General features: G+C 42.4%; 12 protein-coding genes. 3 read left to right on the top strand and 9 right to left on the bottom strand.

Translation table 11 applies throughout. The features are described from left to right. The 5 genes from AAGC65_RS16565 to AAGC65_RS16545 all read right to left on the bottom strand — a co-directional run. Positions 1 to 1,309, bottom strand: a 1,309-nt coding sequence (locus AAGC65_RS16565; protein ID WP_343113576.1) for a sulfatase-like hydrolase/transferase, incomplete at its 3' end; no start/stop codon positions are given. A 25-nt stretch (positions 1,310 to 1,334) separates the two neighbouring features. Next, on the bottom strand, positions 1,335 to 3,848 hold the full coding sequence (locus AAGC65_RS16560) for a DUF3604 domain-containing protein (protein ID WP_343113575.1): 2,514 nt from the start codon (positions 3,846 to 3,848) through the stop codon (positions 1,335 to 1,337). A gap of 170 nt (positions 3,849 to 4,018) precedes the next feature. Then, positions 4,019 to 5,671, bottom strand: coding sequence for a sodium:solute symporter (locus AAGC65_RS16555; RefSeq protein ID WP_343113574.1), 1,653 nt, complete (start codon positions 5,669 to 5,671; stop codon positions 4,019 to 4,021). 19 nt (positions 5,672 to 5,690) lie between these two features. Then, positions 5,691 to 6,926 (bottom strand): enolase C-terminal domain-like protein, encoded by a 1,236-nt coding sequence (locus AAGC65_RS16550; RefSeq protein ID WP_343113573.1) that lies wholly within the window; start codon positions 6,924 to 6,926, stop codon positions 5,691 to 5,693. Between the two features lie 2 nt (positions 6,927 to 6,928). Next, positions 6,929 to 7,726, bottom strand: a complete 798-nt coding sequence (locus AAGC65_RS16545) for an SDR family oxidoreductase (RefSeq protein ID WP_343113572.1) — start codon at positions 7,724 to 7,726, stop codon at positions 6,929 to 6,931. 322 nt (positions 7,727 to 8,048) lie between these two features. On the opposite strand from AAGC65_RS16545, the gene AAGC65_RS16540 reads away from it, so the two are divergent. Further along, entirely contained in the window at positions 8,049 to 8,993 is a 945-nt protein-coding gene (locus tag AAGC65_RS16540; protein WP_343113571.1) for an AraC family transcriptional regulator, read from the top strand. A gap of 542 nt (positions 8,994 to 9,535) precedes the next feature. Further along, positions 9,536 to 9,709 (top strand): hypothetical protein, encoded by a 174-nt coding sequence (locus AAGC65_RS16535; protein ID WP_343113570.1) that lies wholly within the window; start codon positions 9,536 to 9,538, stop codon positions 9,707 to 9,709. Between the two features lie 806 nt (positions 9,710 to 10,515). Here AAGC65_RS16535 and AAGC65_RS16530 read toward each other — a convergent pair. Then, on the bottom strand, positions 10,516 to 11,562 hold the full coding sequence (locus AAGC65_RS16530; protein WP_343113569.1) for a serine hydrolase domain-containing protein: 1,047 nt from the start codon (positions 11,560 to 11,562) through the stop codon (positions 10,516 to 10,518). A gap of 322 nt (positions 11,563 to 11,884) precedes the next feature. Here AAGC65_RS16530 and AAGC65_RS16525 point away from each other — a divergent pair, with 322 nt between their 5' ends. Continuing rightward, positions 11,885 to 12,466, top strand: a complete 582-nt coding sequence (locus AAGC65_RS16525) for an RNA polymerase sigma-70 factor (RefSeq protein ID WP_343113568.1) — start codon at positions 11,885 to 11,887, stop codon at positions 12,464 to 12,466. A gap of 92 nt (positions 12,467 to 12,558) precedes the next feature. On the opposite strand, the gene AAGC65_RS16520 is transcribed toward AAGC65_RS16525, so the two are convergent. The 3 genes from AAGC65_RS16520 to AAGC65_RS16510 form a co-directional block, all read right to left on the bottom strand. Continuing rightward, complete coding sequence (locus AAGC65_RS16520; RefSeq protein WP_343113567.1) at positions 12,559 to 15,354, bottom strand: insulinase family protein; 2,796 nt, start codon at positions 15,352 to 15,354, stop codon at positions 12,559 to 12,561. Positions 15,355 to 15,392: 38 nt separating this feature from the next. After that, positions 15,393 to 15,938, bottom strand: a complete 546-nt coding sequence (locus tag AAGC65_RS16515) for a hypothetical protein (protein ID WP_343113566.1) — start codon at positions 15,936 to 15,938, stop codon at positions 15,393 to 15,395. Positions 15,939 to 15,946: 8 nt separating this feature from the next. Continuing rightward, on the bottom strand, positions 15,947 to 16,826 hold an 880-nt coding region (locus AAGC65_RS16510), incomplete at its 5' end, for a TlpA disulfide reductase family protein (protein WP_343113565.1).

Genomic DNA, 16,826 nt, shown 5'->3' with positions numbered 1-16,826 from the left:
GTGTACCACCTTCAGAATTGGCGTCGGCTTTCCAATACTTAAATGGTGCGTTTGTTGCTTGCGTCCATCCCAGTGGGATATCACCTTTGAAATTTTTCCTTCCGATCTGATCAATGTTTTTCAACGCCGCGGCTACTCTTTGCGCATGACTGGCTTTTTCCATACCTGATGGTACGCCGGGGATCTCGGCTGTATATTTTGTAGCGCCGTTGTCGCCCACAATGATCATTACGATGCAGTTTTCCAGTTGATTGCTGGCTTTCAGATAGTTGATCAGCCTGCCTATTTCGTGATCGGTTTGCGAAAGAAAACCGGCATGGGCTTCCATCGACCGGGCCATAACCTTCTTTTCATCGGCAGAAAGATCATCCCATGCGGGGATGCCCTGATGGCGGGGCGGCAGCGTTACATATGATGGTACTACGCCCAGCTTTTTTTGGTTGGCGAGTACCATTTCCCGGTACTTATCCCAGCCCATGTCAAATTTGCCCTTGTATTTATCAATCCATTCTTTATCTACCTGTAATGGAGAATGCACCGCACCCGGTGTATAATACAGGAAAAAAGGATTTTTCGGTGCCGCCCGTTTCTGGTTTCTGATATAACGGATAGCCTCATCAGCGAGCAGGATATTCAGATGTGTTCCTTTCCCGGTATCCACCTGCGCTCTGCTGGTACCCTGCCACAGTACAGGATAATATTGATCAGTTGCTGATTCAAGGAATCCGAAAAAGTGTTCAAATCCGCGCCCGGTGGGCCAGCGATTGAAAGGGCCGGCGGCAGAACGCTCCTCTGGCGGGGTCAGGTGCCATTTGCCCACAGCAAAAGTATTATAGCCGTTATCCAACAGCACTTCGGCCATCGTTGCTTTTTCAAACGGCATGTGCCCATCATAGCCTGGCGCATCAAAGGCTGTCTCTGTGAAATGCCCCATATGCACCGAATGATGGTTACGGCCGGTGATCAGGGCGGCACGTGAAGGGGCACACAGCGCGGTGGTGTGAAAATTATTATAACGCAAACCCTGCCGCGCCAGTTCATCAAAGGCCGGGCATTCGGCCATGCCTCCGAAAGTGCTCGAAGTACTGAAGCCAACATCATCGAGCATGATTAAAACAATATTCGGCGCATCTTTAGGCTTTTTGGGCAAGTAATCATGCTGATACGCTTTGGTGCTGGTATCATACTTCATCGGATTTTGATGATATACCTTTTCAGGACTGTATTGGCCATAAACAGGGTTTAAAGTCGCCAGGAAAGAGCATACGCTTAAAAGGGCTGATAGATATGTTGCGTGTTTCGTACTCATTTATTATATATGGTTTTTCCTATAATCAATTGACCCAAATTGGCGAAGACCAAGCCTGCTGACCATCTGTTTGGGTAACCCTGACGTAATAGGAACTTATTTTTAAAGTTTTTTTATCGGTTACATTAAACGTTACTGAGCTGAGGTTATTGGTTGGCATCCGGGTACCACCCTGTGGCGCGGCAGGATCATAGAGCAGAAATGTTCCCTTGTTTGTGCCTGAAAGCTGCTCAATTCTTATCAATGCAAAGCTTTCTGCCGCATCCTTTACTATTTCGATATGATCAATGGGAGATGTGCCCTGCACTATCACCTGCAGGTGTAACAGAGAATCGCATTTAAATTCAGAACCCATCATCTGCCCGTTAATATGAAACTGCAGGCCTATTACAGCTCCGGTAGTAGCATAAGTATGGCGTTGTGCGATGGCATTAAAAACGGAAGACCGGCTCAATGAATCAGCCCAAACCATGTTCAACGCGCCTTCACCCGGACTTAAAAAGTGTGTATCGCTACCACCCAATATACCCGAATGTCTGCCCGCTTTAATAATATCCTGGAACTGATGCCCCGGCACCTGGCGGCGGCCTTCCATCGGGTTGTTATAGTATTCAAACCGGCCGTGCCAGGATGCAATTTCAAAATTGGGTTCCTCTTTGGGCGAATAAGCCGCGTTGGGATTCCACCTGCCCCAGGTCGCCTGTGCAGTATGATGGGCCGACAGTACCGCATTGTTCTTTTTAGCAAATGCATAAAGCTTTTCGATAGTATTCCCTTCGGGTAGGGCTGAACTTAACGGAAGATTATGTAGTCCGGGAAAGATCACTATCCGGTGCCCATATTCAGGTGTTCCGGTCCATTCAAAACCACTGAAACCAACAAAATTTGCCGGAATAGAAAAAATTCTGGCCATGAGAGAGAGTTCTTCAAATTCTGACCGTTGCAGAAGCCCCATTTCTGCATGATCTGATACCACCATGTAATCCAGTTGATTTTTAAAACGTGCAAGATAAAAAAGCTGATCGGGCCAGCCATACTTTGCGTCGCTTAAAACGCTATGCGCATGCAGGTCGCCATAAAACAAGTGTTTACTCGCTACAGAATCGTAACGGATCAGTCTCGTGGCTGCTGGCAATGGTTTTTCCTGATCATTGGCGGCAGATATTCTTTCTGCCGGAAAGGATCTGCTTGGCGCAGGAATAGTAAAAGTATATTTAGTGGTATTTAATGATGCACTAAGAATAACATTATGATTGGCGCGGGTATTGTAAGCGTCTACAAAGCCGCCTGAATATTTTTCTTCTTCCCCGGGTAAAGGTAACTCCTGTCCCTGCCAAACAAGGAGGAGGGCTTTATCATTTTCCGGCAACGCTTGTGGCCATTCATCCCGCCCTGGTGAGAAAGTTGTCAGGTCAAAAACATTCGACCAGGCCTGACCATTATAAGCGCGCATGAAAATATCGAAATTATGCCCCCCTGTCGGATCCGATCGCCAGAATACATATACCTTGCCCTTTTTATCGCAAAATAGATTGGGATAATTTTGAGTCTGTTTCCAATGCCAGTAGGGCATGGTTGCATCATTAGGTGTTTTATCGAAATCCGGATTATTTACCTGTCCTAACATGGCGCCTTTGAAAGGAGCGCCTGCCGCTATCCATTTACCCGCTTTCCGTCCCTTTAAGAAAATCGCGCCGCTATGTTTGTCGGATCTGTTAGCCTCCGACTGTAAACTCCGATTACTATTCCATGCGACCCACAACACATTTTCTACCGACATTGCCAAAGCAGGAGAATCATCAATTCCGGCATCGTGGGTAACCTGCTCGGTTTGCCGCTGTACAATTTTATGATTGCCGGGAGCACAAAGCAGCTGGGTAAGCCAAATATCGTAGTTGCCCGATACCGGTGAATCCCACGCCAGCCAAATGCTTCCGTCAGGATCCGTAGCCAGGCTTGCCCTCCGGTTAAACGAACCTTTACTGAGTTGCTTGGGAGACGACCAGTCATGGCCATTAAAAACCATGGCCTCCAGTACAATCGAGTTGATCCCCGCTTTTTCGTATATCAACCACAGATTTCCTTTTTGATCATTGATTACCTTGGGGTGAAGGGCGGTTATGCTATCCCGCGTTATCTTTTGTTCGGTTTGCCAGCCTTGCTTATTTTTTTTACTTGCATATATACCAGTGCGGCCATCTCTTGTTCCCTGCCAGAATACCCAAAGACTTTCATCTTTAGTTGTTAAAATTGACGAGAAATTTTCGCTTCCTGAGCCATGATCTATTCGCTGGGGTTTGCTCCATCGGTTGGATCGTTCTGAAACGTAAATTCCATCAAACCCCGGTTTAGATGATGTAAATGATACCCAGGTTTTTCCTCCGGCAGTTGCAGCCGAAGCGTATTTGCTATATAATTCAGTTTGACTAATGGTTTGTGGGGTATCTACGCTTTCGGACTGATAATGTACCTGCTGTGCCCTTGAAAAATTGCATGAAAATAGAACGGTTAAAACTAATAGGAGCTTTATATCGATCATAGACGAAACAGATTAGATTTAACCGGTAAATTTAAACCTTAGTAAGTAAGTTTAAATTTCTTTGAACGAAAAATAATATAAATTGGCAATGATTGGCAGGTGAGGGGCGGTCGTTAATCTTTGTATTGTTTAAATTAGCATGCATTTGTTTAGAATTCATGCTAATTATTTTATCTAAATAGCCAGAACAAAAATGACATGATGATCAGCAGTAACATGGATAATACCTTATAATTCCCAAAACCACTCCAGGCTTTACCCATTAATGGCTCCAAAGGAGAGCGCCAGTATAACCGGGCACTATCTGCCGTATGTTCTGCCGGATAAAAGTTGGATAACAGTATTTGCAACAAGGCGCAGCCCATAAAAAGATACACCGTCATCAACATGAAGGGCACTCTACCGATAGTGCTTTGCGGAAACAGTTTGGCAATGGAAAAAATGATTACACCTAAGGCAGATCCCACCCATAAGGTATATTTAGCCGATATAGCCGAAGCTTTTTTCCAAAAAACGCCTAAAACGAATACACAGGTAATAGGAGGGGCAATGTAGGATATGATTTCATTTATCCCGTTAAAGATACTTTCATAGCTGTTAAGCAGCGGAAGCATCAATAACGATAGCACTAATGCTATTCCTGCAGCTATTTTTCCGACATCGACGAGGTTGGCATCACTCACATCAGGTCGATATTGCTTATAAATATCATAACTTACCACGGTGGATATAGAATTCAGGGCTCCTGATATCTGGCTCATTAACCCAGAAAGTAAAGCTGCCACCAATACACCGATCAGCCCTTTTGGAATCAGCTGAACAATCATCAGTGTATAAATACCTTTGCTGTTGATAACTGCTTTGCCAGCTTCAATTGTTTTCAGCGCACTGATATCCAGTTTGCCGGTTTGTGCCAGACCATAAGCGAATAGCCCGGGCATCACGAAGATAAACACAGGTAAAATTTTGATGAATCCGCAAAATAAGGGGCCAACCCGCGCGTGGTTTTCATCTTTTGCTCCCAGCACCCGCTGAACGATGGTTTGATCGGCGCACCAATACCATATACCAAGCACAGGATATCCTAACAAAACGGCATACCAGGGCATACCGCTGGCGTCGCCATGCGGGCGCATCATGGAAAGTTTATCTAACTGGTTTTTTTGAGTCAGTATCTGAACCATTGGTTCCCAACCACCCATTTTATGCCAGGAGGCGACCGTCATGATTACAGCGCCTGAAATCAGCACGATCGTCTGGATAGATTCTGTTACCACAACCGCAGTAAGGCCACCAACTATCGTATAAATGGCGGTAATTAATGATATGACAATAATGCTGGCATAAATATCTACCCCAAAAAGTGTATGCAATACTATTCCGCCGGCAAGCAATGAAAAGGCGATATGTACAATAACGGCTGATACTACTGAAACCACGGCTAACCAATCCCTGCTGGAACGATCATACCGTTTTTCCAGAAAATCTGGTAATGTTGCCACACCGGAGCGGATATAAAACGGTGCAAAGAATAATGCCAGCAGGATGAGTGTGAATGCAGCCATCCACTCGAAATCGCCATTGAGCAAACCGGAATCGAATCCGCTTTGAGCAAGGCTAACCAGATGTACGCAGGAAATATTGGTAGCGAACAGCGCCAAACCGATCATCGGCCAACGCAGACTTTTTCCGGCAAGAAAATAGTTACCTGCCTGATGATCTTGATCGGTTTGTTTTTGTTTTCGGAGACCAGACCACAATCCCACGATTAAAATTCCTGCGATATAAAATATACTGATTATGGTATCAAAGCGGCCTATCATGCTAATGAATATTGGGTTATTATTTTTTACTTAATTCCATCAGATCGCAGCTACTCCCTGGCTCCTGAGGAGTTAGATAAACACCATTTTTAATTTGGACAGGATTTACAAAGTGCTTTTGTAAATGAGGAATATGTTCTAAAAACAAGGCCTCATGTCCAACGGATATGTGATTAAATAATACCAGATGCTGATGTAGCTGCCCCATATCGCCTACATGAGGCACTACAGGCACACCATATTTTTTACAAAGTAGGCTCACTGTAATAAATTCACTTACGCCACCTACACGAACGGCATCAGCTTGTATAAAAGATGCTGAACCATTTTGCAGATAATTTTTGAAAATTATTCTGTTAGGCACATGTTCGCCCAACGCTAATTTTATCGGTTTTACAGCATCGGCAAGGGTTTTATGCCCGGTCACATCGTCCGGATGAGTAGGTTCTTCTACCCAGTAGGGGGTCATAGATTTTAATTTAAGGCAGATATCTATGGCCTGCGGTAATGTCCATTGCTGATTCGCGTCAAGCATTACCTTAACGTCATTTCCTGCTACCTCACGTACAATGTTCGCTCTTCGGATGTCGCGGTCGGCTTCAACGGATCCCACCTTTAACTTCATAGCGGTAAAGCCATTCTCTATAGCTCTTTTGCAATTTTCACGCACCATAGCGTCACTGTAATTGAACCAACCTACAGAGGTATCGTAACCAGGATAACCACTTTGTAAAACCTGAGCTCTTTGTTCCCGTTCTGTTTGCTGAGCCTGCAGCAAACTGACAGCTTGCTGTTCGGTCAGTTCATCCTCCAGGTAAGAAAGATCAAGCGTAGCTACGATTTGTTCGGGAGAAAGACTATTTAGCAGCTTCCACAAGGGTAAGCCTCGTTTTTTTGCCCAAAGGTCGTAACATGCATTCGTTACAGAGGCCAGAGCTAAATGAACCACGCCTTTATGCGGTCCGAGCCAGCGGAATTGCTGATCATTAGATAAACTTTTGAACAAACTACCGAACGAAGCCATCATTTCCTCGATATCCTTACCGATCAGCTTATCGGCACAGTATTGGGCGGCTTTACATACCAGATCGTTGCCCTCACCAAGCGTAAATGCAAAGCCCGAACCGGTAATTCCGGATGTATCAATCAACCGTGTTACTGCATAAGAATAGATCGGATCACGATGAATAGCATCACTGCCTGCCTGCCCGTCAAGCGCGAAGCGTATGTCATTAATTTTTACTTGTTTGATCATGTTTAGTTTTTTCTTTCCTGAATAGTTCGATTCATCATGCTTCTGTAACCCAATTCGGCGCCGCCCGTAACGGGCAGTATACATCCGGTTATAAAGCGTGCCTTGTCAGAAACCAGAAATACACATGCGTCGGCTACAACATCGGCCTCCGGGCAATATCCCAGAGCGTGAATATTGTCCAGATAATTTTCGACTGTTGTGGTATCCGGTTGCTGGCGGCTCCAATTTCTTAGCATTGGTGTCCACACGCCGGCGGGAGCAACGGCGTTGACACGTATACCTAAAGGTGCATAATCCAATGCCATAGACTTGGTTAGTGCATTCACCGCACCCTTTGTCGCGCTGTAAGCTGCATGTATATGCTGCCCTATTTCACCTACCAAACTGCCGGTATTCAGGATATTACCTTTGCTTTTACGAAGCGCCTCTACACCATATTTGGTAGTATGATAAATTCCTTTGACGTTAACATTGAAAAGTGTATCCCATTCATCGGAGCTTGTCTCGTGAACGGCTTTTGAGGGGTCAGAGATCCCGGCATTGTTATGGATAACATCTAAGGTCCCGAAGTGATCGACAACGGTGGTGATCGTATCTTCTATTTCTGTTGCTATGGAAACATCAGCCTTGGCAAAAAGCACATTGGTTGAATCCAATTCTTTCTTTGCAAGACCTATACTCTGGGCAGAATTTGAAATAATACATAACCTTGCCCCGGCAAGGAGATAAGCTTTTGCACATTCAAAGCCAATACCCTCTGTACCACCCGTTAGCAAGATCACTTTGTTTTTTAATAACATGTGAAATATCGTTTTGAGTTTAATTAATGTAACCGCTTGAGTCATTAGTATGTAATGTCAGTTTAGTCAATTACACGCTGTGAAAGTGTACAACTATTCAAAATTCCGGAAATAGGGCTCAATTGGTGTTGCATCAAAATTAATTGGTTAGGTACAGCTTTGTAATAGCAGAAACACGTTTTTTAATGGATGATTCGATTATGATTATTGAATCGGGCTATCATTAAATTGAGGACTTTTTTACCTGATATAGTCCGGAAAGGAATTATTCAATGATTTTCTTATTGTAAAAATCCGCTGTTTATATTATAACTTTAACTTAATGGAACTTTCTATTAAGGATGCGGTTATGAATAGCGATTTTAAAAGACAAGATGGTTTTGCAGGAGAGCTGATGATCAGCATCCCTCCAAAGGTTTGGGCCGAGGCCCGTAAACGGGATCCTTTATTGCACCCCATTTACATTACGTACATTGGCTATTTTCCCAAAGCTTCGTTTCATTACAGGGAAAGACGCCGGGGCTGTGATGATAATATACTCTTTTATTGTGTACAGGGAAAAGGATATTATATAATAGATGGTAAGTACTTCGTGGTGCAGCCCAATCAGTTTGTTTTTTTGCCTGCTACCGAGAAATATATGCGTTATTGGGCTGATCCTGAAGATCCGTGGACAATTTACTGGGTGCATTTTACCGGGGACCATATTCATGATTTTAATCAATCAATCGGAATTGATTTGACAAAGGGCCCGGTTAATATACCGTTCAATGGAAAAGGCATCGACACATGGCGCAATATCTATCAAACGCTTGAGATGGGCCTTAGCGCTGATCATTTATGTAATGCGAGTTTCTGTCTTTACCAGTTGATCGCAACATTTCTCTTCCCGCAGCGACATCTTTTTTCGGAACAAAACAATGAGGCTGACATCATTACACGAGCCATTTTAAATATGCGCGATAATCTTGCGCAACGCCTCACCGTTGAGCAGATGGCTGGTGCATGCAATCTTTCAGCCTCTCATTTTTCAAGCTTATTTCGTAAAGCGACAGGGATGCCTCCATTGGATTATTTTATTCATCTCAAGATGCAAAAGGCCTGTCAATTACTTCATATCCCCAATATTAAGATCAAGTCTGTTGGGTTGACTATTGGTTATGACGATCCATATTATTTTTCGCGGATGTTTAAAAGGTACTTAGGTTCTTCACCGGAACAATATCGGGAGAATGCCCGCATATCAGGTGAAATTTTACGCAATTAAAATATTTATTGGTGAAAAATAGTTCCGACGGAACAGTGATTTAATTATTTTAAAAGCTTAAAATTGATATGTTGATAAGCAACTGGTAAACCCAACTGGCCGGTATGGTTATTTGGGGTCGGTCGACACATCTGTAGATGTAAAAGGTATCGTAGGAGGAGACTTTAATATAAGTGTGTTTACAGGTGGAAAATTTGCATAAGGGGTGGAAACGTGTTCCAAATGGGGCTCCGTGTTTGAGTAGGAACTTCCGTAAATGTGGAATCGGTTAATGGCACACTTTTCAATAGCATGTTCTTAAAATTGAGAACAGAGCGGTTTCAGGCAACCTTGACTTTAGTGGTGTTAGGACTTACCTAAAGTTAACGATCAATCATATATGTATCCTGTCGATAAAGAAACGCTGTTAATCTAATGCTCCATGCAGAGATAGCCGAATTATTTGAAATCTTGGGCTGTATTAATTAAAAAATACTTTATTTTCTATTCGCTGAAGAAATCCCCGCCTTTAGTACTTAACATCAACCATAAAGCCTTATTTCATGAATAAAACAATCAAATTCAATGCCGCTATCCGCGGTTTAGATATTTTAAATTCCAAAGTAAAAGTTTTTGAAGCCAACAATCCCACATTCGAAAAAACATATCATGAAAGTACCACGAGCTTTTCCGCTTGCCGCTTGAGTTTGTTTAACGCGATCACTGCTGATTCGTAATGAAGTTTTCTTTCCATAATAAAATTAAACACCACTGAAGAAGGGGTAATCATTTCCTTCTGAAACATCATGGATTGATCGGAAATTACCCTGCCCTTTGACATCGAACGCTTTCCAAAAAAAGAGCTGAATCGTTTATACTTTTCAACCTCTTTAGCGATAAAACGCTTTAGCTAAAAAACGGTATAGTCTACCAGATCTCTGCTCGGGTGTACAAAAGCAATCCTGATAATGGTATAAATACAAGTGGACACGACCATGTGGGTCAACAAAAAAATAAGTGTTTCCATATCCGGGATAGGTTTAATGATTTTCAATAACAATTTGGCTTAATTCATAACTAACTGTCTTTTTGAGAAAGCGATGTTAATAATCTACGTCAGTCATTTTACAGTCTATAGTGAGTTACATAAAATATGCCTAATGTATAACATGTTTATTTTCAATTAATTGTATTAAATGCACTAAGGATAAAAAAACGATATTTCGGCATTTAATCGAATAATCATGAAATATGGACACCATGAATTAGAAAATTTTCAGAAGGTTAGCTGAGTGGATAGGTAAAGGTAATTTCGAATCCAATATGAAATTCAGGGCTGAACGAGGAAATTCAGCAGGCAAGGCACCGGTTGATTTACTTACCAAGCTTTCACAGCGTTATCATTCGAATCATTAAAAGGGAATTAACCGTGATATCCAGGATTTTCGTAAAATTAGAAGAAAATCTTATTAAGTAACTCGTTTTCAATGTCTCTAAATAATATATAGAAAATTATAAAATGAAACAGTTGCTCTGAATTCGGCTATCTTTTTGTTTCAGTGTCCACAATGGTCTGACCTTGTCTGCCCAAAAAAACGACAATCAAATCTGGATATAAGGCAATACCGTTATCAGAATTGGTAAAGATAATGAGGGCTCTTTTCGACTTCGGTAAGACGAATACGATGGTGTGCACCCCGGGATCATGGCCACTATGAGAGATTGCATACTCCCCATCACCTATAGGATCGTATACGGCCCAGCCCAGTCCCATATAAACGCCGGCTTTTGTATTTACCTGGTGACTGGTCATCTGCTTAAATAAGGATTTGGACAGGCCGCCTCCGCTGATTACCCATTGAATAAACTTTGTGTAATCCGGCAAGGTTGTTTTCATCAGGTCAGCCGCATTTGCATGGGTGTTTCGGGTCGGTTCTAATGGCTGGCCTTGCTTATCAAAAGGAAAGGCGAAACGTGGTTCCTCTGCCTCATCCCAGGTCAGCCGGGTGTCCTTCATATCAAGTGGTTTAAAAATCACTGAGTCGGCTAACTGTTCCAGTGTACGATGAAATTTATTTTCCAGGGCATGGCGTAAATACTCAAAACCTTCACCCGAATAGCCATATTTTATTCCGGGATCAGCCAGAAAGGTCAGCTTAGCCTGCGGCAATTCGGAGCGCCAATTAGGAAAACCTGTACGATGCGTCAAAATATCCCGTGTGGTCAGTTTCCGACTGCGCAGATCGTTTTTTAAATCCGGATCTGTCCAGTAGCCGGCCACGGGCCCGTCGAGTGTCCATTTTCCGGCATTGACCAGGTTCAACGTCACGAGGATGGTGATCGTCTTGGTGATCGAGGCTACATTGAAGACCGTGTTCAGCAGCGCCGGGCTGCCTGTTTTCCTGTCCCCGTAGATTTTCATGACTTTGGATCTGCCTTTTTCAATATAGGCAACACCTAGTGCTGGTACTTTGCTTTGATGCATCCAATTGATCATGGCGGTAGAATCATTCCAGTTCGGAGTTTTAGTTTGTGCGCGGCTGGGTTCGTAAAAAAAGATCAATATCGAAATCGCAAGTAAATATTTCATAAATAACTTTTTTTAAAGACGTAATTGTTTTGGAAAACGTTACACTGAACAAATTAGCGTTATAAAACAGGTAAACTAACATATTCGTTAGCGGCAGTACTGGCATAGTTGAAGCTATATGGCTTCTGCCATCGACTATCAGGCCTATGTGCTGGAAGAACTCTTCCTGTTTTGCTTCAATATTAATTTTCACGTTGTCCCGCTGACCTTGATGCGCCAATCCGTAGTTTGCTTCGGAAATACAATTCAAATAGATTATTCTTTGGGAATTAACACTGTTTTAACAAAATATTTAATTATTTTTATCATTGTTGATTAAATCATGGACGATATAAGTGCCTTTCCTGATCATGCTTTATCCAAGTTGCTAAAAACGGGTAGTCATGAAGCGTATAACGAGATTTATAAGCGTTATTTTGGTTTGATATTCATCAACGCGTGCAAACGGATAGCTAACAAGGAGGATGCACAGGATATTGTTCAGGAAATCTTCATTAATCTGTGGAATCGGAGAGAATACATTGACCCGGAAAGAAGTATTGGCGGTTATTTGTATGCAGCTACACGTAATAAAGTGATCGACTGGTTCAGCCAGCAGGCATTAAACTCCAGGTATATTAATTCTTTCCAATCATTTTACGAAACCGGGAACTGTGTCACCGATTATACTATTCGCGAAAAACAGCTCGCTTCCATTATCGAACGCGAAATCGATTCTTTGCCACCCCGTATGCGGGAGATCTTTATTTTAAGCCGCAGAGCTAATCTTAGCCATAAGCAGATAGCCCGGCAACTTGACTTGTCGGAGCTTACAGTGAAAACCCAGGTGAAGCATGCCCTTAAAATCTTACGTACGCGTCTTGGGCTGATCATGTTCATTGCTATGATTTTAGGAGTTAAATAACCATTAGCGCAACAGCACTTCTGTTAATTACTCTAAATAAAAATAGCGCTGTAAATACAGCGCTATAAGGTAAATGTAGGGACTAAATTATTTTAATCTGCAGCTTTCTCAGGCAGCAGCTGAAAGGTTATCATGTTTTGACCTGACAGAAAAACTTCGGCGGCCTTTTTTAAGGACGCGGCATCAATTTTTTGAAGTAGTTTGCCGGTATCCAGCGCTTGCATGGGATCTTCGTTATTTTCATATTGATTGAGCAGGTAGTTTAACCAAAATGTGTTATCCTTTAAAGCCAGCTCAAAGGTTTTTTCATATTGGGCTTTGAATTTTTGTACGTCGTCAGCGTCCGGTCCGTTCTCTCTCAGCGTTTGCATTTCCTGTTCAACCAAATTTACCAGGTGATCTGCATTTTGCGGAGCGCAGCTGAAAGACACGGTAAGGGCAAAGCGGTTACGTGGATACTTATTATAGCTGGTTTGTACCTTTGGACTGTAAACCTCACTTTCGGCTTCGCGCAACTGCTGTAATACTTTGATCTGTAATATGTCGCCCAGGGCCTTTAATTGCAAATTAGACAGTTGATTATGAATATAATCGCCACTAAATACCAATTGTACATTGGCTTTATTTTCAGTGCCTTTATATACTTTTTTAATCAGGTAGCCGGCTGGAATGCCGGTGCCTACATCACGTGCTTTTACATTTTGATGCGTTGCCGGTAATGCACCCAGGTATCGTTCCAATAGGGGTATAATAGTTTCGGACTTAAAATTACCTACAAATACAAAAGTGAATGCGGAAGCATCAGCAAAACGTTCTTTATAGATTTCATAAGCTCGTTGCAGCGTGATTTTGCCAATACGATCAGCAGTTGGTGGAGCAGCGCGGTAATTATAACTACCCAGTACACGGCTAATCGTATCAGCAAACACATTAGCAGGGTTCGCATAACGATTGGCCAGGCCGGCAATAGCATTATCAATCGTGTTTTTGAACATCATGGTATCCTTACGTGGGGCTGTAAATTGCAGATAGGTAAGTTGCAGGGCCGCTTCCAGATCCTGAGGCGATGCAAAAGCTCTGATAGTTGATGATCTGTTCATAATGTTGGCTCCCGATGATGCAACTTTACCGGTAAATAAATTATTTAGCTGCACTGTGTTAAAATCGCCTAAGCCCATTTTGTTCATAATACCGGCGGCATTGGAGGCTATGTCGTAGTCGATATGGTCATATAGTGAAGTGCCTCCTGATGCAAATGCGCCATATAATATCTGGTCATTTTTGAAATCGGTCGGTTTCAACATAACTTTTACACCATTACTTAGTGTAAGTTTTGTGATGTTTAATGGCGTAATTAGTTGTTTACTAACTACTTTTCCTGCTTTAGGCTTGACGGAAAGCAATGGTTTAGTTACAGAATCTTCTTTAAAAGGCTGAATAGCTTCTTTACTTACTTTAGTTATCCAGCTTTGTACTGTTGCCGAGTCAGGTAACGAGGCTCTTTCTTTTTCTGGGCCCGATACCAGAATATCCACATCTTTTGATGACATATATTCATTCATTAACTCATTAATATTGGGTAGTAAAATAGCATCAATATGCGCTTTGGCAAACTGGTATTCCCAGGTAATACCGGGTGATGCTTCTCCACTCAAAAATAAACGCTGGTATTCCTTTACATAGCTGCTTGACGCGGTTTTGCCTTGTTCGTTTACACTTGTTTGCAAGTTGCGTAAATAGCTTTGTTTAACACGGTCAAATTCTGGCTGAGTAAATCCATAACGTTTAATTCGTTCCATAATACGCCAGGTCTGTATAAAGCTTTGCTCTAAACGGCCGTCCTTGGCTGAGACACTAAAGCTTAGCATATCTACGTTTTTCAACAATCCACCAATGCCGGCACTCATGCCAGTAAAGGCTGGATTATTTTCTCGGGCTACCTCTGCCTGTTTCCGGTTGTTTAGCAATCCGTTAAACAAGTTTTGTTTCATAGAAATGATATAATCCTGCTCTTTTTTCAATTCGGGAGCCTGATGCTTTATCATGATCTGCAAATCGGTTGATGTTTCTTCCTTGTCCGTTACGATCATGAACTGACTTTTGCCGGTTAGAGGGATACTATACCGGGTACGGGCCCTTTCATTTTGCGGATTTTGCAGGTCGGCAAATTTTTCCTTAACTAATTTTTCAGCTACATTAACATCAACATCGCCTACAATGATCAACGCCTGCAGGTCAGGACGATACCAGTCATGATGAAAACTTTTAATTACCTTTGGTTTAAATTGTGTCAGCACTGCGTCCGTACCTATAGGTAGTCTGTCGGCATAGCGTGCGTGGTTAAGCAACATGGGCAGGTATTTTCTTGACATACGGTCACTGGCACCTTTACCCATTCTTTTTTCCTCTAAAACTACGCCGCGTTCTTTTTCAATTTCTGTGGGGTCCAGGCTTGCCTCCCGGGCCCAGTCGCGCATAATGCGAATGCCATTGGCAAACATATCAGGATTATCTGTAGGAATAGGTAGCTGATAAACGGTTTCGTCAAAGCTGGTATAGGCATTCAGATCGGCTCCAAAGCGTACGCCAGCCTTTTGCAAATAATCTATCAGGTCATTTTTGGGAAAGTTTTTGGTTCCGTTAAAGTTCATGTGCTCCATAAAATGGGCTAAACCTTGCTGGTCGTCATCTTCTAATACGGAACCTACTTTATTGATGAGATATAATTCCACACGCTTTTTAGGCTCTTCATTATGACGAATGTAATAAGTAAATCCATTTGCCAGTTTTCCGGTGCGTACAGCCGGATCAAGTGGAATGGATTGTGCCATAGCCGAGTACCCGGCAAATCCGGTAACTGCAGCCAATATTATTTTTTTTATATTCATGAGCTATTTTTATGGTTATGCATAACGCTGCCGCAGTGTTAATTGCCCTTTTGCTTATCGTAAATCAGCTTCAAAACCAGATCCTCATTACTATACTTAAGTCTGTAATCAATACTAAGGGTTTGCCCATCCGGCGAGATCGTATAGGTTTTAACACTTGGTGGTAAAGCATTTTTAGGATGATCCATGGTTACAATAACCACATGATCGTTGGTCCAATGTGTGCTCAACTCACTTTTAATGATGTTTGGAATTTCACTAATAATCTGGTTAGTAATTAGTTGCGATTGCTTTCCGTCAAGTCTGATCACGGAGGTATTGTTTTCTGTTGAATCGCCGCTTTTGATATCTATTTCATCAGTTGTTTGACTGATGGTAAGTACCTGTGACTTTTTCAAGCTGGCAGCAGTTAAACGGCCAAAATCGCTTTTATCTTCATTCAGATGCCATTGACCGGCAAAATTTGCCGTTTTGGTCTGGGCACTGGCATTATAGGTGACCAGAAATAGACAAGTTATTATCAGAAAAAGACAAGTTATTATAATAACGACTACTAAAACATTGTATTTGAGGGTAGTTTTCATGGTGGAGGTTATTTAAAGATAGATGCTAATTTGGTATGTAAATCTTCGTTACGCAGGTTGGTAGCAATAACAACCCCGTTAGGATCAATCAGGAAGTTTTGTGGAATAGAACTTACGCCATATAATTGTGCCGCCTGGTTTTTCCAGCCTTTCAGGTCCGATATCTGGGTCCAGGGCATAGCATCGGCGGCTATAGCTTTAAGCCAGCTGGCTTTAGCTGATTCCGAATCAAGAGACACGCCTAACACGGTAAAGCCTTTATCTTTGTATTGATTATAAGCTTTCAATACGTTGGGATTTTCTTTACGGCATGGTAAACACCAGCTTGCCCAAAAATCAACCAGCACATACTTACCTTTAAATGATGACAGGCTAACCGGTTTATTATGCACATCGTTTTCGGTAAAATCAGGTGCTTTGCTGCCTACTGGAACTTTGCCCGCATCAACTTTTTGTTTGGCCAGGGCCGCTTTCATTAACGAATCACGCATCACAGGAATATGTGCTATAGCTAAACCTACCTTATCGGTTTTAACATGATTAGGTAATTGACGCATCAGTGTATCCTGGCCTGTACTGCTGACCAAGCCAGATAAAAACAGTGCGTAAGTTGTAAATGGACTTATCCTGTTACTGGGATTGTTTTTAACAAAATCGTACATGTCAATCAAGCCTTTATAAGCTAATGCCCTTGACCTTTTTAATACATCGGCCTGCAGTGTTTCGTTCGTTTTATAATCTTCGGTGGCCACAATTCTTTTGAGCTCTTCTTTTTCTCTGGTTACCCCGTGACCTATTTCAATAATTTGGTTTTGCGCGGCCGCGGCGGATCCTGTCAGCTTTACATTTTTGAGTGCCCCATCTGAAATCACGTTTAGTTCGCCTTTG

Source organism: Mucilaginibacter sp. (assembly GCF_039207105.1).
Classification (GTDB): domain Bacteria; phylum Bacteroidota; class Bacteroidia; order Sphingobacteriales; family Sphingobacteriaceae; genus Mucilaginibacter.
The sequence above is the reverse complement of the archived record's forward strand: the minus strand, read 5'-3'. Positions and strand labels throughout refer to the sequence as shown.

Bases quoted from the DNA above. Each gene is read 5' to 3' on its own strand.
- AAGC65_RS16545 (WP_343113572.1), bottom strand. From the start codon at position 7,726: ATGTTATTAAAAAACAAAGTGATCTTGCTAACGGGTGGTACAGAGGGT.
- AAGC65_RS16560 (WP_343113575.1), bottom strand. From the start codon at position 3,848: ATGATCGATATAAAGCTCCTATTAGTTTTAACCGTTCTATTTTCATGC.
- AAGC65_RS16535 (WP_343113570.1), top strand. From the start codon at position 9,536: ATGAATAAAACAATCAAATTCAATGCCGCTATCCGCGGTTTAGATATT.
- AAGC65_RS16550 (WP_343113573.1), bottom strand. From the start codon at position 6,926: ATGATCAAACAAGTAAAAATTAATGACATACGCTTCGCGCTTGACGGG.
- AAGC65_RS16530 (WP_343113569.1), bottom strand. From the start codon at position 11,562: ATGAAATATTTACTTGCGATTTCGATATTGATCTTTTTTTACGAACCC.
- AAGC65_RS16555 (WP_343113574.1), bottom strand. From the start codon at position 5,671: ATGATAGGCCGCTTTGATACCATAATCAGTATATTTTATATCGCAGGA.
- AAGC65_RS16520 (WP_343113567.1), bottom strand. From the start codon at position 15,354: ATGAATATAAAAAAAATAATATTGGCTGCAGTTACCGGATTTGCCGGG.
- AAGC65_RS16525 (WP_343113568.1), top strand. From the start codon at position 11,885: ATGGACGATATAAGTGCCTTTCCTGATCATGCTTTATCCAAGTTGCTA.
- AAGC65_RS16540 (WP_343113571.1), top strand. From the start codon at position 8,049: ATGGAACTTTCTATTAAGGATGCGGTTATGAATAGCGATTTTAAAAGA.
- AAGC65_RS16515 (WP_343113566.1), bottom strand. From the start codon at position 15,938: ATGAAAACTACCCTCAAATACAATGTTTTAGTAGTCGTTATTATAATA.